Genomic DNA, 22,917 nt, shown 5'->3' on the forward strand with positions numbered 1-22,917 from the left:
GCTCGCCGCGATCGCCGGCCTCCTGGCCGTCGCCCTCGTCGTGGCGGCCGTCGTCAGCAGCCGCCAGGACGACGCGCCGGTCGCCGCGCCCGCGGGGACGACCGAGCAGGGCGGGGTCCTCGTCGGGGATCCCGGCGCGGAGCACACCGTCGTCGTCTACTACGACTACCAGTGCCCGTTCTGCGCGGAGTTCGAGGCCGAGACCGGCCCGTGGCTGGCGCAGCAGCGCGCGGCCGGGGCCCTCGCGGTGGAGTACCGGCCGATCTCCTTCCTCGACGAGGCCTCCGAGGGGTACTCGACCCGCGCCGCCGCGGCCGCGGCCTGCGTGGCCGGGGACTCCGGCGCCGACTTCGCCGCCTTCACCGACGACCTGTTCGCCCAGCAGCCGGAGGAAGGCGGCTCGGGCCTGCCGGAGGACGTGGTGCTCCAGGCGGCGCGCGACGCCGGTGCGAGCGGGGCGACGACCACCTGCATCACCGACGGCACCCACGCGGCGTGGGTGGAGCAGACCACGCAGCGCGCGGTCGACGGCGGGGTCACGAGCACGCCGACCGTGCTCGTCGACGGAGAGGTGCTGCAGACGCAGGGCCTGCCGGCGCAGGCCGACATCGAGGCGGCGCTGGCGTCGTGACCTCCCTCGACCCGGCGCTCGACCCGGCGCTGGACCCGGCGCTCGACCCGGCGCCGTCCGGGGGCGCGCCGCTGGTGCCGCCCCGGCGGCTGGGGCTGGTGCTCGCGGTCGGCGGCGCGATCGGGCTCCTGGCCTCGTTCGTGCTCGCCGTCGAGCGCTTCCGGCTGGCCGAGGACCCGAGCTACGTGCCGTCGTGCAGCATCAACCCGGTGCTGTCGTGCGGGTCGGTGATGGTGCACTGGCAGGCGGCGCTGCTCGGCTTCCCGAACCCGCTGCTGGGCATCGGCGCCTTCTCCGTGGCCGCGCTGCTGGGGGTGCTGCTGCTCTCGGGCACGGCGCTGCCCCGCTGGGTGCAGCAGGGGTTCTGGGCCGGGATGTCCCTCGGGCTCGTCTTCGTCCTGTGGCTGGCCGGCCAGACGCTGTGGTCCATCCACGCGCTGTGCCCCTACTGCGTCGTCGTGTGGGCGGTGGTCGTCCCGATGGCGTGGACGACCACCGCCGACGCCCTGGACCGCGGGCTCGTCCGCACGCCCGCCCGGGCGCGGGGCGCGGTCACGGCGCTGGTCGAGCAGCGGGTGCTGCTCACCGCGGCGACCTACGCCCTGCTGCTCGTGCTCGTCGCGGTGGAGTTCTGGGACTACTGGCGCACCCTGCTGCCCTGAGGGCGCTCAGCCCGCGAGGACGCGCTCGACGTCGGCCAGCTCCTCGGACGTGAAGTCGAGGTCCGCCACGGCGGCGACGTTCTGCTCCAGCTGCCGGACGCTGCTCGCCCCCACCAGCGCGGACGTCACCCTCCCGCCGCGCAGCACCCAGGCGATCGCCATCTGTGCCAGGGTCTGCCCCCGCCGCTGCGCCAGCGCGTCCAGCGCCCGCGCCGTGGCCTGCTGCTCGGGCGTGATCCGCTCGGCCGTGAGGAAGGGGCTGGCGCTGGCGGCGCGGGAGCCCTCGGGGATGCCGGAGAGGTAGCGGTCGGTGAGCAGCCCCTGGGCCAGCGGGGAGAAGGCGATCGAGCCGGCCCCGACCTCGTCGAGGACGTCGAGCAGGGTCGGCTCGCCCTCCTCCACGTGCCGGTTGAGCATCGAGTACGAGGGCTGGTGGATGAGCAGCGGCGTGCCGAGGGCGGCGAGCAGCCGGGCCGCCTCCCGGGTCTGCTCCGGGGAGTGGTTGGAGATCCCGACGTACCGGGCCTTGCCCTGCTGCACCGCCGAGTGCAGCGCCCCCATCGTCTCCTCGAGCGGCGTGGTCGGGTCGAACCGGTGGCTGTAGAAGACGTCGACGTGGTCGAGGCCGAGGCGGCGCAGGGACTGGTCGAGGCTGGAGAGCAGGTGCTTGCGCGAGCCGCCGTCGCCGTACGGCCCGGGCCACATGTCGTAGCCGGCCTTGGTGGAGATGACGAGCTCGTCGCGGTAGGGCCGCAGGTCCGAGGCGAGCAGGGCGCCGAAGCTCGTCTCGGCCGCCCCCGGCGGGGGGCCGTAGTTGTTGGCCAGGTCGAAGTGGGTCACGCCCAGGTCGAAGGCGCGGCGGACGACGGCCCGCTGGGTCTCCAGGGGAGAGGACTCCCCGAAGTTGTGCCAGAGCCCGAGGGAGACGGCCGGCAGCGACAGGCCGCTGCGGCCCACCCTCCGGTAGGGCATGGCGTCGTAGCGGGCGGGGTCGGCGAGGTGCGGCACGGCGCGAGCATGCCACCCCGCCGTTCCGGCCGACGGCTCAGAAGGCCGTGTACCCGCCGTCCACGACGAGCACCGAGCCGGTCATGAACGACGACGCCTCGCTGGCCAGGAACACCACGCTCGGGGCGATCTCCTCGGGCTGGGCGTAGCGCTGCTGCGGCGCGTCCTGCACCCAGTACCGCTGCAGGTCGGGCCGGTCCACCGGCGCCATCTCGGTCTTGACGTACCCGGGCGCCAGGGCGTTGACCCGGATCCCCAGCGGCGCCCACTCGGCGGCGAGGGACGTCGTCAGGTGGTGCACCGCGGCCTTGGAGGCGTTGTACGCCGGCTGCCACTGCGGGCGGTTGACGATGATCCCCGACATCGAGCCGATGTTGACGATCGAGCCGCCACCGCTGGCGGCCATGTGCCGCCCCGCCGCCCGGCTGCACTTCCACAGCGCGCGCACGTTGAGGTCGAACACGGCGTCCCACTCCTCGTCGGTCACGTCCCACGACGGGTTGTGGAAGCACGTGCCGGCGTTGTTGACGAGGACGTCGAGGCCCCCCAGCTGCTCGACCACCGTCGCGACGGTGCGCTCGACGTCGGCGTCGACCGTGATGTCGCCCTCGACGGCCAGCACGTCGATCCCCTCCTCGGCCAGCTCGGCGACCACGGCGGCGCTGCGCTCGGCGTCGCGCGCGACGAAGGCCACCCGCGCCCCGGCCTGCGCGAGGGCGACGACGAAGGCGCGGCCGAGGCCGCGGTTGCCACCGGTGACCAGGGCCGTGCGGCCGGCGAGGGAGAAGGTGTCGAGGACGTTCACGGGCGGGTCCTTCCGCGGAGGCGCCGCGGGGTGCGGCGGCGCTCGCCAGCATGGTGCGCGCCGCGGCGCCCCACCACCCGCTGCTCCTCGTCGACGACGTGCTCGCCGCTCGTCTGGCGCACGAGGGCTGATGGGCCTGCACCCCACCACCGCGGGGGTCCAGGACCCGCCGCTGGCCGTCGCGGCCCCCGGGGCGGCGAGCGCCGTCCTGAGCATCCCGGTCCTCGTCGACGAGTGGCCCGCCGCTCGCCCGGAACGCCGGAGGCCCCCACCGCACGTCTGCGGTGGGGGCCTCCGTCGTCGCTGTCTCAACGAGTGCGCCCGGCAGGACTCGAACCTGCAACCTTCTGATCCGTAGTCAGATGCTCTATCCGTTGAGCTACGGGCGCGTGCGCCGGAGAGGACACTACCTGATCCGCGGCGCTCCCCGTGAAGGGGGCCCCGGCTGCTCGCGCAGCCGGGGCCCGGGGAGCGGAGGCGGCGGGATTTGAACCCGCGATGGAGTTTTAGCCCCAAACCCGCTTAGCAGGCGGGCGCCATAGACCGGACTAGGCGACGCCTCCCCGCACCGCTCGACCGCCCGGCAGGAGCCGTCCGGAGCGCAGTGCTCGACCACGATATCGCGAGACACACCCCGACCGTGCCCGGGGAGGGGGGTCGAGGTGGTGGAATGGAAGTCCCGTGCCCCTCCAGGAGCACGAGCACCGAGGGGGTCGAGAGTGGTCGCAGAGCCGATGAGCTATCCGCGTCGGCGTGACGTCCGCACGGCAGAGGTCCCTCGCGAGGCGGCCGAGCCCTGGGACGACGACGCAGCAGCGGGGAGGGGCCGGCACGCCACGGGCCGCGGCGACGGGTTCGGTCGGCTGGTCTGGCTGACGATCCTCGGCTCCGCCGTCCCCGGGGCCGGCCTGTACGCCGCCGGTCGCCGCGTCGCCGGCGGGCTGCTGCTCGCCCTCGACGTCGTCGTGGTCGCCGCCGCGGCCGCGCTCGTGCTCAGCGGCCGGGCGGTCGACGTCGCCCGCCGGTTCGTGTTCGAGCCGCGGTTCCTCCTGGCCGCGGCCGTGGCGATCGTCGTCGTGGCGCTCGCCTGGATCGTGGTCATCGTGGCCAGCCACCTGGCGCTGCGCCGCGAGGGCCTGACCGGGGCCCAGCGCGTCCTGTCCGTCGTGCTCGTGGCCGCGCTCATGGCCCTGGTCGCGCTGCCCGCGGCCACCGCGGCGCAGTACACGATGACCAGCCGCTCCCTGCTGCTGACGACGTTCGGCGAGGACGGCCGCTCGGGGCCGGGCGCCGACACCGCCGCCGCCGACCCGTGGGCCGACCTGCCCCGGGTGAACGTGCTCCTCGTCGGCGCCGACACCGGTGACGACCGCACGGGGACCCGCCCCGACACGGTCATGGTCGCCAGCATCGACACGACCACCGGCGACACGGTGCTGTTCAGCCTCCCGCGCCAGCTCGAGGACATCCCGTTCGAGAACGGTAGCGCCGCCGCGCGGGCGTGGCCGGAGGCCTGCGAGGCCAACGGCGACGGCGGGTGCATGCTCAACGCCACCTGGCTGTTCGGCGAGCAGAACCCGGCCCTCTTCCCCGGCGCGGACAACGCGGGCCTGGCGGCGACCCGCGAGGCCGCCGGCAGCATCCTGGGCCTCCCGATCCACTACGAGGCCGCGGTCGACCTCAAGGGCTTCGAGGACCTGGTCAACGCCATGGGCGGCCTGACCATCGACGTCCCGCGGGACATCCCGATCGGCGGCGGCACCAACCTGGCCACCGGGCGCAAGTACAAGATCACCGGCTGGATCCGCCAGGGCGAGGACCAGACCCTCGACGGCTACCAGGCGCTGTGGTTCGCCCGCTCCCGCGAGGGCTCGGACAACAACGAGCGCATGGACCGCCAGCGCTGCGTCATCGACGCCGCGGTGCGCGAGTTCGACGTGCTCGAGCTGGCCCGGGCCTTCCCGCAGCTGGCCGCCTCGGCCGAGGAGAACCTCGACACCGACATCACCAGCAGCGAGCTGAACGCCTTCATCGAGCTGGGCCAGAAGGTCAAGGCCGGCTCCCTGCGCTCCCTCTCGTTCACCAGCGAGAACATCGACACCGGGAACCCCGACTACGCCGCCCTCCAGGGCCTGGTGCAGCAGGCGCTCGTGCCGCCGGCGCCGCCCGCGGCGACCGACCCCGCGACCACCGACCCCGCGGCGCCGAGCGCACCGGTGGTCCCGGCACCCGCGCCGGAGCAGCCGGCCGACCCCGACCAGGCCGTCGACACCAGCTCGGTGTGCTGAGGCGGAGCCCGCCGAGGGGGCTCAGGCGTCGGCCGCGGTGACGACCGCGGCCTCCTCCGGGCTGCCGTGCACCGGCTCGTGCGCGTCGACCACGGCGAGCACCCGGCGTCCGCTGAGGAGGACGAGGACGCCGAGGGCCGTGGCGGCGGCCCCCACGGCGAAGGGCAGGTGCGGGCTGACGGACTCCCCGAGCCTGCCGGCCAGCCACGGGGCGACCGCCCCGCCGGCGAAGCGGACGAAGCTGTAGGCGGCCGAGGCCGTGCCGCGCTCGACCGGCGCGGCGAGCATGACCGCCTCGGTGATGAGGGTGTTGTTCACCCCGAGGAAGACGCCGGCGACGACCACGCAGACCACGAGCACCGCCGTGGAGCCCGTGCCCACGGCCATGACGGCCAGGTCCGCGGCGAAGAGGAGCAGGGCCGCCGCCATCACCGGCAGCGTGCCGAAGCGGCGCTGCAGCCGGGGGGCGAGCAGCACCGAGGACACCGCCAGGCACAGCCCCCACCCGCAGAAGATGAAGCCGATCGCGTAGGTGCCGAGCCCCAGCGGGAAGGGGGTGTAGGCGAGCAGGGTGAAGAAGCCGAAGTTGTAGAGCAGCGCGGTGAGCGCGACGGTGAGCAGCCCGCGGTGGCGCAGCGCGCGGAACGGGTCGAGCACGCTCGTGCGGCGCTGCGGCCTGGGGATCGGGGGCAGGAAGGCCACCAGCGCGACCAGGGCCACGACCATGAGCACCGCGACGCCGAAGAACGGCCCGCGCCAGGACGCGTGCCCGAGCAGGCCGCCGACCAGCGGGCCGGCGGCGATCCCGATGCCCAGGGCCGCCTCGTAGAGGATGATCGCGCTCGCCACGCCCCCCGACGAGGCCCCGACGATGGTGGCCAGCGCGGTGGCGATGAACAGGGCGTTGCCCAGGCCCCAGCCGGCCCGGAACCCGACGATCTCCCCGACGCTGCTCGAGGAGCCGGCCAGCGCCGCGAACACGACGATGATCCCCAGGCCGGTCAGCAGGGTGGCCTTGACGCCGATCCGGCTGCTGATCGCCCCGGTGAGGAGCATCGCCACGCCGGTGACGGCCATGTAGCTGGTGAACAGCAGCGACACCTGCGACGGCGAGGCGTGCAGCTGCTCGCCGATCGGCTTGAGGATCGGGTCGACCAGCCCGATGCCCATGAAGGCGATCACGCAGGCGAACGCGACCGCCCAGACCGCCCGCGGCTGGCGCAGCAGGCCGCCGGAGGACCCTCCCGGCGTGGCAGCGGCGGACGGGGTGCTGGTGGCCATGGCTCTCCTCGGACGGTGCGGTCTCGCGACGGTCAACGGTTGCCTCCAGCAACTGTATTCCGGTCGACGAGCACCCGGGAAGCGCCGACGACCTCCCCGCGGGCTGCGGGGAGGTCGTCGGGCGGTGCTGCGGCGATCGCGCCTCAGGCGCTGGCGGGCTCCGCCGGGGCGTCGGAGGAGGCCGCCGCGATCTGGGCCAGCACGGCGTCGCCCGGGCGGGCCGGCTCGGAGACCGCACCGGTGCCGAGCGCCCGCTGCAGGGCCTCGCCCGCGCGCACCTGGTCGGGCAGCAGGAGCGAGACGACGGTGCCGCTGCGCCCGGCGCGAGCGGTGCGTCCGCTGCGGTGCAGGTAGTCCTTGGCGTCCGCCGGCGGGTCGGCGTGCACGACGAGGTCCACGCCGTCGACGTGGATGCCGCGGGCGGCCACGTCGGTGGCCACGAGCACCGGCCCGGTGCCGTCGGAGAAGCGCGCGAGCGCCCTCTGCCGGTCGCCCTGGCGCATCCCGCCGTGCAGCGGGGCGGCCGGGACGCCGGCCTCGGTGAGCTGCTCGGCGAGGCGGTCCGCGCCGAGCTGGGTGCGGACGAAGAGCAGCGTGCGGCCCTCGCGCGCGGAGATCGCGGCGGCCACGGCCACCTTGTCGTCGCGGCGCACCCGCAGCAGGCGGTGCTCCATGGTGACCTCGGCGCCCGCGTCGGGCGTGACGGCGTGCAGCGCCGGGTCGACGAGGTAGCGGCGCACGAGGTCCTCGACCCCGCGGTCGAGGGTGGCCGAGAAGAGCAGGCGCTGGCTGCCGGCCGGCACGAGGTCCAGCAGGCGCTGGATCGCCGGCACGAAGCCGAGGTCGGCCATGAAGTCGGCCTCGTCCAGCACGGTGACCATGACGTCGCCCAGGCCGGTGTTGTTCTGGCGGATGTGGTCCTCGAGGCGGCCCGGGGTGGCCACCACGAGGTGGACGCCGCGGCGCAGCGCCTGCACCTGCCCGCGCATGCCGGCGCCGCCGTAGACGGTCGTCAGCTTGAGCCCGAGCACGTGGGCGAACGGCGTCAGCGCGTCGTGGACCTGGCGGGCCAGCTCGCGGGTCGGCACGACCACGAGCCCCTGGGGGCGGCGCGGCGTCGCCGCGGCGCCGCCGGTGGCCGCGGCGATGCGCTCGAGCATCGGGAGGCCGAAGGCGAGGGTCTTGCCGGCGCCGGTCTGGGCGCGGCCCAGCACGTCCCGCCCGGCGAGGGCGTCGGGCAGCGTGCGGGCCTGCACCGAGGTGGGGGTCTCGATCCCGCGGCGGCGCAGCGCACCGGCCAGCCGCTCGGACAGCCCCAGGCCGGTGAAGGTCGGGGACTCGGGCAGCGGCAGGGCCGCGGAGTCGGTCAGGGCCTGCTCCAGCGCCGAGGCGCGGGAGGGGCGCAGGGCGCTGGTGCCCGAGGAGCGGCGCGGGCCCGAGCTGCGGCCGAAGGAGCCGGAGCGGGAGGAGGACCCGGAGTGGCCACCGGAGGAGGCGGGCCGGGAGCGGGGAGCGGTGGGGCGCCCGGGGCGGGGGCCGGCGCTGCGGGGGGTGGAGCGGGGTGAGTCCGTGCTCTGCACGTGGACCTTCCTGGTCGATCGTCGTGGGTGGCCGCGCGTTGTCGAGTCCGCGGCAGGACGACGCTGCGGTGGCTGCCGGGCGTGCCGGTGCACCAGGTCGTCAGATCACGTTCCACGAGCGACCGCGCGGGCCCGAGGGCCCGCGGGTGGACGGCGAGAGCGCCGTCAGTGGTGTCAAGGCTACGGGACGCCGGGTTGTTCCCGGTCCGCTCCACCCCGTCGGGCGTCGCTCACCGCACCGCTCACCGTGCACGACCACCCGCTCGCGCGCACAGTGGTGCCGTGAGCGACGTCAGCAAGAGCCCGGACCCGACGCCCGAGGAGACGACCGGCCTCACGCCCGGTGGCTCCGTCCAGCCGGGCGACACCCCGCCGGCGGAGTCGGGCATGAGCGGCGTCTCCTTCAACGAGCCGAAGCTGCCCGGCAGGGGCGCCAACGCCGCGATCGCGATCGGCATCGTCGTGGTCGTCATCGCGGTCGCGCTGGCCCTGTTCGTCCGAGCCCTCTGACGCCCTCGCGCGGGGCCTGCACCGCGCCCGCCCCGTCTGCGAGGATCCGCGCGTGAGCGTGCCCTTCACCCCCTCCCCCCGCCCGACGCTGGGCGTGGAGTGGGAGATGGCGCTGGTCGACCGCGCCACCGGCGACCTCGTCAACGGCGCCGGCGAGGTGCTGGACGCCGTCCGGCCCGAGGGCGCGGCCGAGAACCCGCGGATCACCAAGGAGCTGCTGCGCAACACCGTCGAGGTCGTGACGGGGATCTGCGACACCGTCGGCGAGGCGATGGACGACCTGCGCGACAGCCTGCGCGTCGTGCGCGCGGCCACCGACCCGCTCGGCCTGGAGGTCGTGAGCTCCGGCACCCACCCGTTCGCGCAGTGGAGCGAGCAGCACCTGACCGAGAGCCCCCGCTACGCCGAGCTCATCGAGCGCACGCAGTGGTGGGGGCGCCAGATGCTCATCTGGGGCGTGCACGTGCACGTGGGGATCTCCTCGGTGCACAAGGTGCTGCCGATCCTCAACTCGCTGCTCAACCAGTTCCCGCACCTGCAGGCGCTGTCGGCGTCCTCGCCGTACTGGGCCGGCACCGACACCGGCTACGCGAGCAACCGGGCGCTGATGTTCCAGCAGCTGCCGACGGCGGGCCTGCCGTTCCAGTTCGCCACGTGGCCCGAGCTGGAGTCCTACGTCGACGACATGCTCGTCACCGGCGTGATCGACGGCTTCAGCGACATCCGGTGGGACATCCGGCCCTCGCCCCGGCTGGGCACGATCGAGGTGCGGGTCTGCGACGGCGTGCCGAGCCTGCGCGAGCTGTCAGCGCTCACGGCCCTGGTGCACTGCCTCGTCGTCGACCTCGACGCGCGGCTGGAGGCCGGCGAGGAGCTGCCGACCATGCCGCCGTGGCACGTGCAGGAGAACAAGTGGCGCGCCGCCCGCTACGGCCTGGACGCCGAGATCATCCTCGACGCGGCCGGCCGCGAGCGGCTCGTGACCGACGACCTGGACGACCTGCTCGAGCGCCTGGCCTCCACCGCCGCGCGGCTGGGCTGCCGCGACGAGCTGGCCTCCGTGGCGGAGATCCCGCGCCGCGGCGCGAGCTACCAGCGGCAGCGCGCGGTCGCCGCGGCGTCGGGGGGCGACCTGCGGGCCGTGGTGGCCAGCCTGGTCACGGAGATGCGGGAGGCCTGAGCCCCGAGCGCAGCGCGTCGAGCGCCGCCGGGCTCGTGGTGGCGGCAGCCGCCGCGAGGTTCGCCTCGCGCACGGCGCGGAAGACCTCCTCGCGGTGCACCTGCACCTCGCGGGGGGCCTCGATGCCGACCCGGACCACGTCTCCGCGGACCTCGACGACCGTGACGACGACGTTGCCCCCGATGACGACGCTCTCGCCGGCGCGACGGGTGAGGACCAGCATCCCCCCACGATAGGGCCCTGCGGTCAGCGCTCGCGCCGGAAGCGCCGGTCCCAGGCGAAGACGTGCCGGCGGATGGCGTCCGCACCGGGCACCGGCTGGTGGAACTGGACCGCCACCTCGGTGGCCAGCGCGCGGCTGGTGGCCCGCAGGACGGTGCCGGTGAGGGCGAACTGGCCCTCGTGCTCGCCGCCGATCTCGACGTCGGCGACCACGGCGCTGCCCGCGCGGCCGCGCCAGCCGGTGACCAGCGCCAGCATCCCGCCCTCGCTGAGGTCGAGGACCTCCCCCTCGGCGATGCCCTCGTCCGGCACGAGCCACGTGAGGCGGGTGCTGGCCACGACGGCCGGGGCCCGCACGAAGGAGCGGCGCTGGTTGACGACGATGTCGCCGACCGGCTGCAGCCACCACAGCGGCACCGCGCCCGGCACGCGCTCGCGCAGGACGACCTGGACCACCAGCGCCGCGCGGGTGGTGGGCCAGACCAGCTCGTAGGCCTGCCCCTCCTCGGGCGGCTCGACGTCGCCGGGGAAGCTCGGCGCGGCCACGGCCAGCCAGCCCTCGTCCAGGTCCTCGACCCGGCTGGGACGGCTGCGGCCGGAGGAGTCCACGACGCTCACGCGGGCGTTCAGGCCCGGCAGGGACAGCGGCAGGTCCAGCGCGCTCACGCCACGGCTCCCGCGGCCTCGAGGGAGGCGGCCGGGCCCGCGAGGGCGCCGTCCACCATGTCCTCGACCAGGCGCGCGCCGATCAGCGACAGCCACGAGCGGACGTCGGCCTGCCGGCCGTCGACCAGCGCCACCGGCGCGGGCAGCCCCAGCACGGCGACCGGGTCGGCCGTCGCGGCGAGCCCGCGCACCGCCACGGCGTCGACGGCGGGCGCCACCTGGCGCATCCACCGCGCGGTGTCGGCGGTCTTGGCGGTGGCCTCGACCACGGCCCAGCACTGGTCGGCGCGCAGCGCGTCGACGCCGGCCCGCGCGACGGCGGTGTCCTCGCCCAGGGCGGCGTCGACGACGACCACCATCGACCGGCCCCGCGAGCGCGCCCGGGCCGCCGAGCGGGCGGCCGAGCGGGCGTCCTTGAGGCTGCGGGTGCGCGGGACCGCTCCCTCGGGCCCGCCGAGGAGGCGCACGTCCTGGCGGGTCAGGCCCATCCGGGCCGCGAGCTGCTCGGCGACGCCGAGGGCCGCGGAGGCGCGGCCGACCACGACGACGACCGAGCCGGGGCGCAGCGGCACGCGCGGCGCGCTGGTGCGCGCGCGCAGCCGGCTGGCCAGCACGGGCAGCGCCGCGGACAGGTCGCCGGGCAGGCCGTTGCACAGGTCCGCGGGCAGGCCGAGGCCCGCCAGCTGCTGGTGCAGAGCGCCGGTCCCGGCGACGAGCGGGATGACGGAGGCGTCGGCGCGCGGCGCCGGGAAGAGGACGCCGTCCAGCGCCTTCCCGCTGGCGCCGCCGGGGGTGGGGATCCGGCCCAGGGACGGCACGGCCCTGCGGCCGCGCCGGGGCTCGGCCGGGGCCGCCTCCGCCACCACCGGGGCGACGACCGGGGCAGCGACCGGGGCCGCGACCGGGGCCGGCGGAGCCGGAGCCGCCGCGGGCGCGGGGGTCTCCAGCGCCAGGCGAACGCTGTCGAGCAGCGCCGTGAACTCCGGCGCCTGGGTCGACAGGGCGCGGTGGCCGTCGACGGCCGCGGCGGGTGCAGGGGCGGGGGCGGTGGCGGTCGACAGGGCCACCTGCTCGGTGAGGTGCTCGGCGCTCTCCGCGGCGGCGAGCAGGGCCTCGAGGCCCCCGGCATCGGCGGGCGCGGTCGGTGCAGTCCGGGGAGCGGGCACGGAGGCGGGCACGGAGGAAGGCACCGAGACGCGCGCCACGGCCTCCACCGGGGCCTGCACCGGGGCCTGCACCGGGGCCTGCACCGGGGCCGGCGCGGGCGCCGCCGGCGCGGCGTCCCCGAGGGCGACCTCGACCGTCACCTCGAAGCGCTGGCGCGAGAAGAAGCCCGCGAAGCCGCCCACGCGGACCCGCTCGGCGCGCACGATCCGCGCCGAGGGGCCGTGCTCGGCGCGCACCCGCGCCAGCAGCGGCTCGATCGCCGGACCCTCAAGCAGCAACTGCGTCAGCACCGCTGACCACCCCCACGGTCTCGATCATCAGGCCGGGTCCGGAGACCTCGGCGTAGGACAGTGCGGCCACCCGGGGCACCGCCATGGCGACCAGCCGCCGCAGCGGCGAGCGCAGGGCGGGAGCGCAGACGAGCACCGGCGCCCACCCCTGGTCCTCGGCCCGGGCGAGCCTGCGGCCGATCTCGTCGACCAGCCGCTCCACGCGGGCCGGGTCGACGCTGAGCTGCGTGCCGGCGTCGGTGACCCGCAGCGACTCCACGAGCTGGTGCTCGAGCAGCGGGTCGAGCGTGAGCACCCGCAGCACGCCGTCCTGCACGTGGGCGGCGGCCACGGCCGGGCCCAGGGCAGTGCGGGCGGCCTCGACCAGGGCGTCCAGGTCGGCCCCGCCCTTGGCGCGCAGCGAGAGCCCCTCGAAGATGCGACCGAGGTCGCGCACCGGCACGCCCTCCTCGAGCAGCGCCTGCAGCACCCGCTGCACCTCGCCGAGGCTGAGCAGGTTCGGCACCAGCTCCTCCACCACGGCGGGGTCGGTCTGCTTGAGCGCGTCGGTGAGAGTGCGCACGTCCTCGCGGCTGAGCAGGCGCGGCGCGTTGTCGCGGACGATCTCCGCCAGGTGCGTGATGAGCACCGACGCCCGGTCGACGACGGTCGCGCCGGTCAGCTCGGCCTGGTGCCGCATCTCGGCGGGCACCCACTTGCCCGCGAGCCCGAAGACCGGCTCGGTCGTCGTCTGGCCCGGCAGGCCGTCGAGCGCGTCGCCCAGGGCCAGCACCTTGCCCGGCGGGGCGAAGCCGGCCCCCACCTGGACCCCGGAGATCCGGACGGCGTAGCTCGACAGCGGCAGGTCGATGGAGTCGCGGGTGCGCACCGGCGGCACCACCACGCCGAGCTCGAGGGCGACCTTGCGCCGCAGGGAGCGCACCCGGTCCAGCAGGTCCCCGCCGCTGGCGGCGTCGACCAGGTCGACGAGGTCGGGGGCGAGCACGATCTCCAGCGGGTCCACGCGCATCTGCTGCATGAGCTGCTCGGGGGTCTCCGGCGCCGCGACGAGCGCGGTGCCGGCCTCCTCGCCGTGGCCGGCCTCCGCGTCGGGGTCGGCGGGCACGCGCTGGGCCACGAGCAGCAGGGCGCCGGCGATGACGAGGAACGGCAGCTTCGGCAGGCCGGGGATGAGGGCGATGGCCAGGGCGCCGGCACCGGCGATCCGCAGGGCCGGGCGGTGGCGCAGCAGCTGGGTGGCGGCGTCGGTGCCCAGGTCGCCCTGGGTGGTGGAGCGGGTGACGATGAGGCCGGTGGCGACCGACATGAGCAGGGCCGGGATCTGGGTGACCAGGCCGTCGCCGATGGTCAGCAGGCTGTAGGTCTCCAGGGCCTCCCCCGGCGCCATGCCCCGCTGGAGCATGCCGATGACGAACCCGCCGACGAGGTTGATGACCGTGATGATGATGCCGGCGATGGCGTCGCCCTTGACGAACTTCGAGCTGCCGTCCATCGCGCCGTAGAAGTCGGCCTCGGCGGTGACGTCCGCGCGCCGCGTGCGCGCCGTGTCCTCGTCGATGAGGCCGGCGTTGAGGTCGGCGTCGATCGCCATCTGCTTGCCGGGCATCGCGTCGAGGGTGAAGCGGGCGCCCACCTCGGCGACGCGGCCGGCGCCGTTGGTGATGACGACGAACTGGATCACCACGAGGATGAGGAAGATCACGAGGCCGATGACGAGCGAGCCGCCGACGACGAAGTGGCCGAAGGCGTCGATGACCTTGCCGGCGTAGCCCTCGGAGAGCACGAGCCGGGTGGAGGCCACGTTGAGCCCGAGGCGGAACAGCGTCGCCACCAGCAGCAGCGACGGGAAGATCGAGAACTCCAGCGGGCGGCGCACGTACATGCTCGTCATGAGGATGACGAGGGCGCCGGTGATGTTCACCGCGATGAGGAGGTCGAGCAGGACTGCCGGCAGGGGGATGACCAGCAGGAGGACGATGCCCACCACGCCCACGGGCATGGCGTACTTGGTCCAGCGACGAGGGCTCAACATCCGTCCGTTCCGGGGTGAGGTGCTCCCCGTTGCTGTCGGGCCCGTCCGTGGCCGTGCTGCGCCGTCCTGGCAGAGGGGTCATCGGCGGCAGCGCCCAGAACCTTGAGCCGGCCCGGGACCGGCCCCGGCCCCCTACAGGACGCGGTCGACGCGCGGGGTGCCGCGGGGCCTCGCCGGCGCCTCGCGCTCGCTGACGCGCGACTCCAGGTAGGCGATGATCCCGGCCAGGTGGGCGGGCTCGATCGGGTACAGGCTGCGCACGTACCGCACCTGCAGGGCCTGCGCGTCGCCCACGGTGAGGTCGGTCCACAGCCGGCCCAGGTAGCGCTCGGTGGCCACGGCGGCCTGCACCGACTCGGCGTGGGCCGCGGCGGCGAGCACCTCGCGGTCGTCGTCGGTGAGGACGCCGAGCAGCTGCGCGCTGGTGAGCCCGAGCTGGCCGGCGGCGTGCTCGACGGCGCCCGGGCGCGACACCGCGCTCGTGCGCGCGCCGCCGTCGGCGTCGGTGCGCGCTCCCCCGGCACCGGGCACCGCGGTCACGACGGGCACCGCCGGTGGCTGCCCCTGGATGGGTCCGATCTCCATGGCGCTCTCCCTCCCGCTCCCGACATCGGCGGGCGGGCGGCGGCGCTGCAGCGGGTTCCCCCGGTCGGCCCAGCCGCCGCCGCGCCTCAGCCGGCCAGGCTCGCCGCCGGGGAGGTGTGGATCCCGGCGGCGCTGCCCCTGCGGCGCAGCGCCATGACGAAGGCGAGCACCCGGGCCACCGACGCGTACAGGTGCGGCGGGATCTCCTCCCCCAGCTCGCACGCGGAGTGCAGGGCCCGGGCCAGCGGCACGTCGGCCACCATCGGCACGCGGTGCTCGGCGGCCTTGGCGCGGATGCGCGCCGCCACGTGGCCGGAGCCCTTGGCCACCACGCGGGGGGCGCCCTTGTCCTTGTCGTAGCGCAGGGCCACGGCGACGTGGGTGGGGTTGACCAGGACCACGTCGGCCTTCTGCACCTCGGCCATCATCCGGTTCCGGCTCATGGCGAGCTGCTTGGAGCGGATCGCCCCCTTGAGCATGGGGTCGCCCTCGCTCTGCTTGTGCTCGTCCCGGACCTCCTTCTTGGTCATCTTCAGCTGCTTCATCGTGCGGCGCTTGACCACGGCGAAGTCGGCGACGCCCAGCACCAGGCCGACGAGCACCGCGGTGCGCACCAGCGACGCCGCGCCGCCGGAGACGACGGCGGTGAGGCTGCTCAGCGGCAGGGAGCCGGCCGAGAGCAGCAGCGGGGCCAGCCCCTGGACGGTCATGTAGAGCACGATGCCGATGGCCACCGTCTTGAGGAGGGCCTTGGCGCCCTGCCACCAGGACTGAGGGCCGAACAGGCGCTTGACGCCCTTGAGCAGGTTGAGGTTCTTGGCGCTGGGCTTCGCGGCCTTCGAGGCGAAGTGCAGGCCGCCCTGGCCGACCGCGGCCGCGATCGCCACGACGACGGTGACCGCGGTGAGCGGGCCGAGGATCGGCGCGATCGCCGCTGCGCCCTCCGCCAGCGCCGCGAACATCCGCGCCGGCTCCGGGTCGCGCGCCACCTCGTCCAGCCCGTCGAACATCGCCACGGCCCGCTCGCGGCCGGTCGCGATGGTCATCGGCAGCACGGCCGCGGCCGCTCCGACGCCCAGCCAGGCCCCCAGGTCGGCCGACTTGGCGACCTGGCCCTGCTGGCGCGCCTCCTTGAGCTTCTTGGCGGTGGGCTTCTCGGTCTTGTCCTCGCCCCCGCTCACCGGCCGGCCCCCGCGGTGGCCAGGGACTGCAGCGCGGCGTCCCGGGCCAGGGAGTCGACGACCTGCGGCAGGACCGCGACGGCGATCCCGGCCAGGCTGAGGGTGATGAAGATCTTGAGCGGGAAGCCGAGGGAGAAGGCGTTGAGGGCCGGGGCGGCGCGGGTGAGCAGGCCGAGGCCGACGTCGGTGAGGAAGAGGACGGCGATGAGGGGGCCGGCGATCTGCAGCGACGCCAGCATCAGCTGCCCGGTGCCCTCGGTGACCACGCGGGCCATCACCTCGAGGGACAGCACCTCGTCGACCCCGAGCACCGCGAAGCTGCGGTGCAGGCCGTGCAGGACGATCAGGTGCCCGTCGCTGGCGAAGAGCAGGACGATCGCGGTGAACTGGTAGAGCTTGCCGAACGTCGCCCCGTTGCTCTGCATCTGCGGGTCGAACGCCGCGGCCACCTGGAAGCCGCCGAAGACGTCGAGCAGGTCGCCGGCGGCCTGCACCGCGGCGAAGACCAGGTAGCACAGGAACCCCAGCGCCCCGCCGACCAGCACCTGCTGGGAGGCCGCGACCACGAGCGGCCCGGCGTCCAGGCCGAGCTCGGGGGCGTCCACGCCGGGGGCCACGGCCAGGGACAGCGCCAGGGCCAGCAGCGCCTTGACCCGCGCCGGGATGGCCCGGTGGGAGAACGGCGGCGCGATGACGAGCCACGTGGTGATGCGCAGCATGACGAGGAGGGTCACGACCACGGAGTCGAGCGGGACGCCCAGGGACAGGGTCGCGGGCGAGGGCAGCGTCACGGCGCTCAGCCGGCCGAGAGCAGGGCGGGGATGCGGTCGTAGAGACCGGTGGTGAAGGACATGAGCTCGTGGAGCATCCAGTTGCCGGTGACCAGCAGCGCCACGCCCACGCCGATCGCCTTGGGGACGAAGCTCAGCGTCGGCTCCTGGATCTGGGTGACGGACTGGAAGAGCGAGATCGCGAAGCCGAGCACCAGGGCGGTCAGGAGGACCGGGGCGCAGAGCTTGGCCGCGACGACCATCGCCTGCAGGGCGATGTCGAGGACCGTGGCGTCGTTCACGAGTAGCTCCCCACCAGGGCCGTGACGATGAGGCCCCAGCCGTCGACGAGCACGAAGAGCAGCAGCTTGAAGGGCAGCGCGACGGTGACCGGCGGCAGCATCATCATGCCCATCGCCATCAGCGACCCCGAGACGACGATGTCGATGACGAGGAACGGCACGAAGACGACGAAGCCGATGATGAAGGCGGCGCGCAGCTCGGAGAGGACGAAGGCCGGCACGAGGGTCAGCAGCGGCGTGTCGGCGCGGGTCGCCGGGTTGGGCTGGTCCGCGGCGCGGCTGATCAGCGCCAGGTCCTCCGGGCGGGTCTGGCCGAGCATGAACTCGCGCACCGGCTCGGCGCCGGTCTCGAAGGCCTGGCCCTGGGTGATGGACCCGTCGAGGAACGGCTGGACGGCGGTCTCGTTCACCTCGGAGATGACCGGGCCCATGATGAACAGGGTCAGGAACAGCGCCAGGCCGGCGAGCACCTGGTTGGGCGGTGCGCTGGCGAGCCCCAGGGCGTTGCGGGTGATGCTCAGCACCACGATGATCTTGGTGAACGCGGTCATCATCAGCAGGACGGCCGGCGCGACGGCCAGGACGGTGATCCCCAGGATGAGGGTCACGGTCGAGCTGGGCTTGCCGTCCACGCCGTTGACGTCGACGTTCACGCCCGGCAGGGCCTGCACCGACGGGTCGGTGGGCGGCGTGGGGGCGACCGGAGCGGCCTGGACGCCGGTGACCACGGACACCGTCGCGGCCACGGGCACCGGCGCGGCGGCGGCCGCCGGAGCGGTGGCTACCGCGGCGCCGAGGAGCACGCCCAGCCCCAGGAGGGCAGCGGTGGTCGCCCGCACCAGCGCGCGGGGGCGGCGGTGCGGGGAGGTCGCAGTGCTCATCCTCGCGTGGTCCTCTCGCGCAGCGCCTCGAGGGCGCGGCTCCAGGTCTGGGGCGACAGCGCCGAGCCGTCCAGCGCGGAGCGCGGGGACGGTGCGGCCGCTGCGGCGGCGGGCAGGGCCTCCACGGAGGCCCCGACCGGCAGCTGCACCGCGGTGCGGTGCTCGACCGCCTCGGGCTCGCCCAGCACCGAGGCCAGGTCGGTCTCGGCCAGCAGCTGCACCGACTGCTCGGTGACGCCGAGGACGAGGGCCCGCTCGCCGACCCGCACGACGGCGACGCCGGCGTGGCGGCCCAGGGACTGGCGGCCGACCACGGTGAAGCGGCCGGCCGCCGCGACCCGGCCGCCGGAGCGGCGGCGGCCGCCGCGGGCCAGCAGCCAGATGAGTCCCAGCACGCACGCCAGGGACAGCGCGACGCGCAGGAGCAGCGAGAGGGGGTCCACGGTCGGTTCAGCCCTCTCCGCCGGGCTCGACGATCTCGGTGATGCGGATGCCGTAGTCCTCGTCGACGACGACGACCTCGCCGCGGGCCAGGAGGCGGCCGTTGACCATGAGGTCGGCCGGGGCGCCGGCGGCGCGGTCGAGCTCGACGACCGAGCCGGGCACCAGGGCGAGCAGCTCGCGCACCGACAGGCGGGCGCGGCCGAGCTCGACGGTGATGGTCATCTCCACGTCGCGGAGCAGGCTGAGGTTCGCAGCCGCGGAGCGAGGGCCGCGCTGGGCCGGCACCGCCAGCGGGCCCTCGGCGGTCGTGCCGTGCAGGCGCAGGCCCACCCAGCCGGAGACGACGCCGCCCCCGACGAGCGGCACCAGCTCGAGGCCCGGCAGGCCCAGGACCTCGGCCGCGGTCGTCGCCCGGGCCGGGGCCAGGACGGCGATGCCGAGCGTGGCGACGACGGCCTCCAGCGCGGGGCGGACGGCGTCCTCGACCGGGAGGGGACCCCCCTCGGCGCTCGCCAGCGCCTCGACCACGGTGGGGTCGACGATGACGACGACCTCGCCGGAGACGGCGCCGGTGAAGGAGGCCTGGACGGCGGTGGCGCCCGGGTCGGGCACCTGGGAGCCGTCGGCCGCGCCGGGCACCAGGGGCAGCGGGGCGGGCAGGACCGCGGCGGCGGCCGCGGCGGCGGTCAGGACCAGCTCGGTCAGGGCGTTCGGGGTGGTCTGGGTCTCGCTCATCGGGTGCTCTCCTCCTCGGGGCTGACCACGAGGCAGGCCAGCCGGCTTCCGCTCGTGCCGGCGACGGCGCGGGCGAGGACGACGTCAGCCGTGACGACGTCGAGTGGACGGGTGGTGGGGTGGGTCAGGCGCAGCACGTCCCCGACGGACAGGGACAGGACCTCCTCCGGCAGGGCGCTGCGCGGGGAGAAGCGGGCGGAGACCTCGATGGGCACCTCGGGGACGGCGCGGGAGAGCACCTCGCCGGCCTTGCGCTGGGCGCGCAGCTGGTCCTCGGAGCGGGCGCGGTCGCCGGCGGCCTCGCGCAGGCGGCTGACCATCCGGTCCGTCGGCAGCATGATCGTGCCCTCGACCGGCTCGGCGTCCTCGCCCAGCGCGATCCCCAGCGTGGCCACGACGACCACGTCGGCGGCGCCGGCGGCCTGGAGGAACTGGGGGTTGTAGTCCACCCCCCGCACGGTCGGGGCGAACGGCATGAGGTCGGTCAGGGCGTAGCCGAGGTCGGCGAGGGCCTTGGTGACGAGCTCGCGGAGCAGCCGGCCCTCGATCTCGGTGAGCTCGCGCTCGGGGTGGTCACCCCCGCCGCGCCCGCCCAGCATGAAGTCGATGCAGTCCAGGGCCGTGGTCATGTCGAGCTGCACCACCCCGGCGGTGGACTCCTCGTCGGGGCTGAAGGTGACGAGCACCGAGTGGAGCGGCAGGGCGCGGACGTACTCGTCGTAGGTCTGCGCGGTGACCGCGGTCAGGGTGACCTGGGCGGGGGTGCGCAGCCGGGTCAGCAGCGCGGTGGACCACTGCCGGGAGAAGGTCTCGAAGGCGACCTCCAGGGCACGGGTGTGCTCACGGGCCAGCGTGGTGGGCCGGCGGAAGTCGTACGGGGTGACGATCCCGCGGCGGCGCTTGCGCGACGTCGGCGGGGAGGGGGTCTGCACGCTCACAGGAGGCCCATCGGCACGTGGCGCCGAAAGGTTGAGCCATCAGGGTGACGGTGCAGGGGGGCGGGGGGGGTGGCGCCGGGTCCTCCCGGCGCCACCCTCCCGTCTCGGCGGTGGTGGGCGCTGCTACTGCATGACGTACTGCGTGTAGTACACGTCCATCACCTCGTGGTGGTACGCCTCCTCGAGGGTGTGCTTGAGCTCGGCCTTGAGCTCCTCGCGGTGCGCCGCGTCGCCCACCTCGGCCATGTCCCGGCCGCTGAAGAGCGCGATCGCGGCGTCCATCGCCTTGCTGCCGTCGATCGGGGTGTGGGCGCCGGCGCCCTCGACCAGCTGCAGCGCCAGGCCCAGCTTGAGGTAGTGGCCGTCGGCGAGGTTGATGCTGATCGCCTCCAGAGGCAGCACCTCCCCCGCGACGAGCTCGGGCTCGGCGTCGGCCTCGGCCGGCGCGGGCTTGAGCAGGAAGAACCAGGCCGCTGCGGCGACGACGAGCACCGCCGCGACGATGATCAGCAGCTTCTTCTTGCCGCCCTTCTTCTCGGAGGCGTCGCCGCCGCCGCCCTTGGCGTCCTTGTCCTTGGTCTCCTTGCCACCGGCGCCGCCGGACCGGGCGGCGCCGCCGCCGGACATGACCCTCTGCTCACTCATTCGGCTTCTCCTGGGGTGGTGCCGGCGAAGCCGGGCACGAGCTCCCGCACGTCGGCGGGCTGGTCGGACAGGACGACGACGTCGACCCGGCGGTTGCCGTCGATGGCGCGCGGGTCGGACGCGGGGTACAGGGGGTGGGTGTCGCCGAGGCCGACGGCGGCCAGCCGCTCACCGGCGACGCCGCCGGCGACGAGGCGGCGCAGGACGGCCGTGGCCCGTGCGGCCGAGAGCTCCCAGTTCGTCGGGTAGGCCGCGCGCGGGTTCAGCGCGAGGTGGTTGGCGTGGCCCTCCACCGCGACGTCCTCGGTCAGCACCGACAGCACGGGGGCGACGGTGTCGACCACGGACTGCCCGACCGGGCGGATCGTGGCGCTGGCGCTCTCGAAGAAGACCTCGTCGGCCACCAGGGTCACCTTGAGGCCGCGCTTGGTGATGGTCATGTCCACGCGGTCGGCCAGGCCCTGGGACACCAGCGCCGCGGCGATCTCGTCGCGGATCGCCTCGAGCCGGGCGGCCTCCTGGCGGGCGGCCGTCTCGGCGTCCGGGCCCGCGTTCGACGTCGCCGCGTCGCCCGCGACGTCCTGCGGGAGCGCGCCGGGGTCGACCGGGGCCGAGGTGTCGCCGTCGGAGGAGGTGACCACCTCGACCGGGTTCGGCGTGCTGCCGGCGTCGGCGAGGATCGAGCCGCCGGAGTCCAGCACGTGGTTGCCGAAGCCGGCCGCGAGGCTCTCGCGGAGCTGGTCGTACTTCGCCGAGTCCACCGAGCTCATGGCGTAGAGCACGAGGAACAGCGCCATGAGCACCGTCATCATGTCGGCGTAGCTGACCGCCCAGCGCTCGTGGTTCTCGTGCTCCTCCTCGTGGCCGCCTCCGCGGGCGCGCTTCCCGCCGTGGCCCTTGCCGTGGCCGGACATCAGGCGGCGGCCTTCGCGGGCTCGGGCACCAGCGCGCGCAGGCGCTGGCCGACCATCCGGGGGTTGGCGCCGGCCTGCACGGCCATGAGGCCCTCGACGACGAGGCCCATCTGGGCGCACTCGGTCTCCGAGAGGCGCTTGAGCCGGTTGCTCATCGGCAGGTAGATGATGTTGGCGCTCAGCAGGCCCCAGAAGGTCGCCACCAGGGCGGCGGCGATCATGTGGCCGAGCTCGGCCGGCTCGGAGAGGTTCTCCAGCACGTGCACGAGGCTGACGACGGTGCCGATGATGCCGACGGTGGGCGCGAAGCCGCCCATGTTGGCGTAGAACTGCGCGCCGACCTTGTCGCTGCCGCGCTTGGCCTCCACCTTGTCCAGGAGCATCTCGCGCAGGTCCTCGGGGTCGGCCCCGTCGATGGCGGCCTGCAGGCCGTTGCGCAGGAACTCGTCGTCGACCTCCTTGGCGGCGTCCTCCAGGGCCAGCAGGCCCTCGCGCCGGGCCTTCTCGGCCAGGGAGACGACGACGTCGATCGTGGCGTGCGGGTCGACGGCCTTGCCGGTCAGCGCCTTGATCGTGGCCTTGATGATGAGGCCCAGGTCGGCCATCCGGACGCCGGCGATCGCGGCGCCGATGGTCCCGACGATGACGAGCAGCATCGGGGCCGGCAGGACCACCGACATGGGGCTGGAGCCCTCGAGGATGATCGCGCCGAGGATGGCGCCGAACGCGAGGGCGAGCCCGATCAGGGTCGCGGGATCCATCAGGAGCCTCCGGCCGGGGTCGAGGGGTTCGCGACGGCGGACAGGTGCGGGCGTCCGTCGTGGTGGCAGCTCGTGGCGGCGGCGTCCTCGTCGTCCGCGTCGTTGCTGCGCTCCAGGGCGTGCGCGGTCGCGATGATCGTCGCGCGGTACTCGCGGACGCGGCGGACGACCTCCTCGACCGGTTCGGTGACGACGTACTTCGTGCCGTCGATGAGGGTGAGGATGGTGTCCGGCGTCGACTCCACCCGCTCGAGCAGGTCAGGGTTGACCGCGAACGGGGGGCCGTTCAGGCGCGTCACGACGATCACAGGAGCCGTCCTTGGGTGGTGGGGCGGGGAACCGTCCGTGGTCCCTCTCAGGGGGTCCATCGGCGCTGGTCGCGCGCTCGTGAGGGTGGAGCGGGAGGCCGGGCCCGAGCGCACCCGAACGGACGAGCACC

The 22,917-nt window shown here is 74.9% G+C and carries 25 protein-coding genes and 2 tRNA genes; 5 read left to right on the forward strand and 22 right to left on the reverse strand.

Annotation, left to right across the window (positions count from 1 at the left end; all coding sequences use genetic code 11):
• Both AC5FZL_RS00590 and AC5FZL_RS00595 read left to right on the forward strand, forming a co-directional pair.
• Positions 1-631: DsbA family protein (locus AC5FZL_RS00590; RefSeq protein ID WP_493616616.1), on the forward strand; the 631-nt coding region annotated here is incomplete at its 5' end.
• Positions 628-1,293, forward strand: coding sequence for a vitamin K epoxide reductase family protein (locus AC5FZL_RS00595; protein WP_493616617.1), 666 nt, complete (start codon positions 628-630; stop codon positions 1,291-1,293). The genes AC5FZL_RS00590 and AC5FZL_RS00595, both read left to right, overlap by 4 nt.
• A gap of 6 nt (positions 1,294-1,299) precedes the next feature.
• On the opposite strand, the gene mgrA is transcribed toward AC5FZL_RS00595, so the two are convergent.
• The 4 genes from mgrA to AC5FZL_RS00615 form a co-directional block, all read right to left on the reverse strand.
• Positions 1,300-2,301 carry an L-glyceraldehyde 3-phosphate reductase gene (gene mgrA / locus AC5FZL_RS00600; RefSeq protein ID WP_493616618.1) on the reverse strand — a complete coding sequence of 334 codons (1,002 nt, stop codon included), beginning with the start codon at positions 2,299-2,301 and terminating at the stop codon, positions 1,300-1,302.
• A gap of 37 nt (positions 2,302-2,338) precedes the next feature.
• Positions 2,339-3,106: an SDR family NAD(P)-dependent oxidoreductase gene (locus AC5FZL_RS00605; protein ID WP_493616619.1), complete on the reverse strand. Its 768-nt coding sequence runs from the start codon at positions 3,104-3,106 to the stop codon at positions 2,339-2,341.
• 316 nt (positions 3,107-3,422) lie between these two features.
• Positions 3,423-3,495: transfer RNA gene (locus AC5FZL_RS00610), tRNA-Arg, on the reverse strand.
• Between the two features lie 83 nt (positions 3,496-3,578).
• Positions 3,579-3,669, reverse strand: a tRNA-Ser gene (locus tag AC5FZL_RS00615).
• Positions 3,670-3,840: 171 nt separating this feature from the next.
• On the opposite strand from AC5FZL_RS00615, the gene AC5FZL_RS00620 reads away from it, so the two are divergent.
• Entirely contained in the window at positions 3,841-5,394 is a 1,554-nt protein-coding gene (locus tag AC5FZL_RS00620; RefSeq protein WP_493616620.1) for an LCP family protein, read from the forward strand.
• A 21-nt stretch (positions 5,395-5,415) separates the two neighbouring features.
• Here the strand turns inward: AC5FZL_RS00620 and AC5FZL_RS00625 are convergent, their stop codons facing one another.
• Positions 5,416-6,675, reverse strand: coding sequence for an MFS transporter (locus AC5FZL_RS00625; RefSeq protein ID WP_493616621.1), 1,260 nt, complete (start codon positions 6,673-6,675; stop codon positions 5,416-5,418).
• A 143-nt stretch (positions 6,676-6,818) separates the two neighbouring features.
• Complete coding sequence (locus tag AC5FZL_RS00630) at positions 6,819-8,255, reverse strand: DEAD/DEAH box helicase (RefSeq protein WP_493616622.1); 1,437 nt, start codon at positions 8,253-8,255, stop codon at positions 6,819-6,821.
• A 282-nt stretch (positions 8,256-8,537) separates the two neighbouring features.
• Here AC5FZL_RS00630 and AC5FZL_RS00635 point away from each other — a divergent pair, with 282 nt between their 5' ends.
• Both AC5FZL_RS00635 and AC5FZL_RS00640 read left to right on the forward strand, forming a co-directional pair.
• Entirely contained in the window at positions 8,538-8,765 is a 228-nt protein-coding gene (locus AC5FZL_RS00635) for a DUF6480 family protein (protein ID WP_493616623.1), read from the forward strand.
• A gap of 52 nt (positions 8,766-8,817) precedes the next feature.
• On the forward strand, positions 8,818-9,945 hold the full coding sequence (locus AC5FZL_RS00640) for a glutamate--cysteine ligase (RefSeq protein ID WP_493616624.1): 1,128 nt from the start codon (positions 8,818-8,820) through the stop codon (positions 9,943-9,945).
• On the opposite strand, the gene csrA is transcribed toward AC5FZL_RS00640, so the two are convergent.
• From csrA to AC5FZL_RS00720, 16 genes are all read right to left on the reverse strand, one after another.
• Positions 9,923-10,168, reverse strand: coding sequence for a carbon storage regulator CsrA (csrA, locus tag AC5FZL_RS00645; RefSeq protein WP_493616625.1), 246 nt, complete (start codon positions 10,166-10,168; stop codon positions 9,923-9,925). The genes AC5FZL_RS00640 and csrA overlap by 23 nt on opposite strands.
• A 23-nt stretch (positions 10,169-10,191) precedes the next feature.
• Positions 10,192-10,833, reverse strand: coding sequence for a PilZ domain-containing protein (locus tag AC5FZL_RS00650; protein WP_493616626.1), 642 nt, complete (start codon positions 10,831-10,833; stop codon positions 10,192-10,194).
• A complete protein-coding gene (locus tag AC5FZL_RS00655; RefSeq protein WP_493616627.1) occupies positions 10,830-12,278 on the reverse strand; it encodes a hypothetical protein in 1,449 nt (482 codons plus the stop codon). Before AC5FZL_RS00655 ends, AC5FZL_RS00650 begins: the two co-directional genes overlap by 4 nt.
• On the reverse strand, positions 12,268-14,322 hold the full coding sequence (gene flhA, locus AC5FZL_RS00660) for a flagellar biosynthesis protein FlhA (protein WP_493616628.1): 2,055 nt from the start codon (positions 14,320-14,322) through the stop codon (positions 12,268-12,270). Before flhA ends, AC5FZL_RS00655 begins: the two co-directional genes overlap by 11 nt.
• A 132-nt stretch (positions 14,323-14,454) precedes the next feature.
• Positions 14,455-14,907, reverse strand: coding sequence for a hypothetical protein (locus AC5FZL_RS00665; RefSeq protein WP_493616629.1), 453 nt, complete (start codon positions 14,905-14,907; stop codon positions 14,455-14,457).
• A gap of 86 nt (positions 14,908-14,993) precedes the next feature.
• Positions 14,994-16,088, reverse strand: coding sequence for an EscU/YscU/HrcU family type III secretion system export apparatus switch protein (locus tag AC5FZL_RS00670; RefSeq protein ID WP_493616630.1), 1,095 nt, complete (start codon positions 16,086-16,088; stop codon positions 14,994-14,996).
• A complete protein-coding gene (fliR, locus tag AC5FZL_RS00675; RefSeq protein ID WP_493616631.1) occupies positions 16,085-16,879 on the reverse strand; it encodes a flagellar biosynthetic protein FliR in 795 nt (264 codons plus the stop codon). Before fliR ends, AC5FZL_RS00670 begins: the two co-directional genes overlap by 4 nt.
• 5 nt (positions 16,880-16,884) lie before the next feature.
• Positions 16,885-17,160, reverse strand: coding sequence for a flagellar biosynthesis protein FliQ (fliQ, locus tag AC5FZL_RS00680; protein ID WP_493616632.1), 276 nt, complete (start codon positions 17,158-17,160; stop codon positions 16,885-16,887).
• Complete coding sequence (gene fliP, locus AC5FZL_RS00685) at positions 17,157-18,041, reverse strand: flagellar type III secretion system pore protein FliP (protein ID WP_493616633.1); 885 nt, start codon at positions 18,039-18,041, stop codon at positions 17,157-17,159. The genes fliQ and fliP overlap by 4 nt, the downstream gene beginning before the upstream one ends.
• A complete protein-coding gene (gene fliO, locus AC5FZL_RS00690; protein ID WP_493616634.1) occupies positions 18,038-18,484 on the reverse strand; it encodes a flagellar biosynthetic protein FliO in 447 nt (148 codons plus the stop codon). The genes fliP and fliO overlap by 4 nt, the downstream gene beginning before the upstream one ends.
• Positions 18,485-18,491: 7 nt before the next feature.
• Positions 18,492-19,220, reverse strand: coding sequence for a flagellar motor switch protein FliN (gene fliN / locus AC5FZL_RS00695; protein ID WP_493616635.1), 729 nt, complete (start codon positions 19,218-19,220; stop codon positions 18,492-18,494).
• Positions 19,217-20,158 carry a flagellar motor switch protein FliM gene (locus AC5FZL_RS00700; RefSeq protein ID WP_493616636.1) on the reverse strand — a complete coding sequence of 314 codons (942 nt, stop codon included), beginning with the start codon at positions 20,156-20,158 and terminating at the stop codon, positions 19,217-19,219. The genes fliN and AC5FZL_RS00700 overlap by 4 nt, the downstream gene beginning before the upstream one ends.
• A 123-nt stretch (positions 20,159-20,281) precedes the next feature.
• Complete coding sequence (locus AC5FZL_RS00705) at positions 20,282-20,803, reverse strand: flagellar basal body-associated FliL family protein (protein ID WP_493616637.1); 522 nt, start codon at positions 20,801-20,803, stop codon at positions 20,282-20,284.
• A complete protein-coding gene (locus tag AC5FZL_RS00710) occupies positions 20,800-21,717 on the reverse strand; it encodes a flagellar motor protein MotB (RefSeq protein ID WP_493616638.1) in 918 nt (305 codons plus the stop codon). Before AC5FZL_RS00710 ends, AC5FZL_RS00705 begins: the two co-directional genes overlap by 4 nt.
• Positions 21,717-22,478 (reverse strand): motility protein A, encoded by a 762-nt coding sequence (locus AC5FZL_RS00715; protein ID WP_493616639.1) that lies wholly within the window; start codon positions 22,476-22,478, stop codon positions 21,717-21,719. The genes AC5FZL_RS00710 and AC5FZL_RS00715 overlap by 1 nt, the downstream gene beginning before the upstream one ends.
• Positions 22,478-22,786, reverse strand: coding sequence for a flagellar FlbD family protein (locus tag AC5FZL_RS00720; RefSeq protein WP_493616640.1), 309 nt, complete (start codon positions 22,784-22,786; stop codon positions 22,478-22,480). Before AC5FZL_RS00720 ends, AC5FZL_RS00715 begins: the two co-directional genes overlap by 1 nt.
• Positions 22,787-22,917 lie beyond the last annotated feature (131 nt).

The organism is Quadrisphaera sp. DVD1, assembly GCF_058932755.1.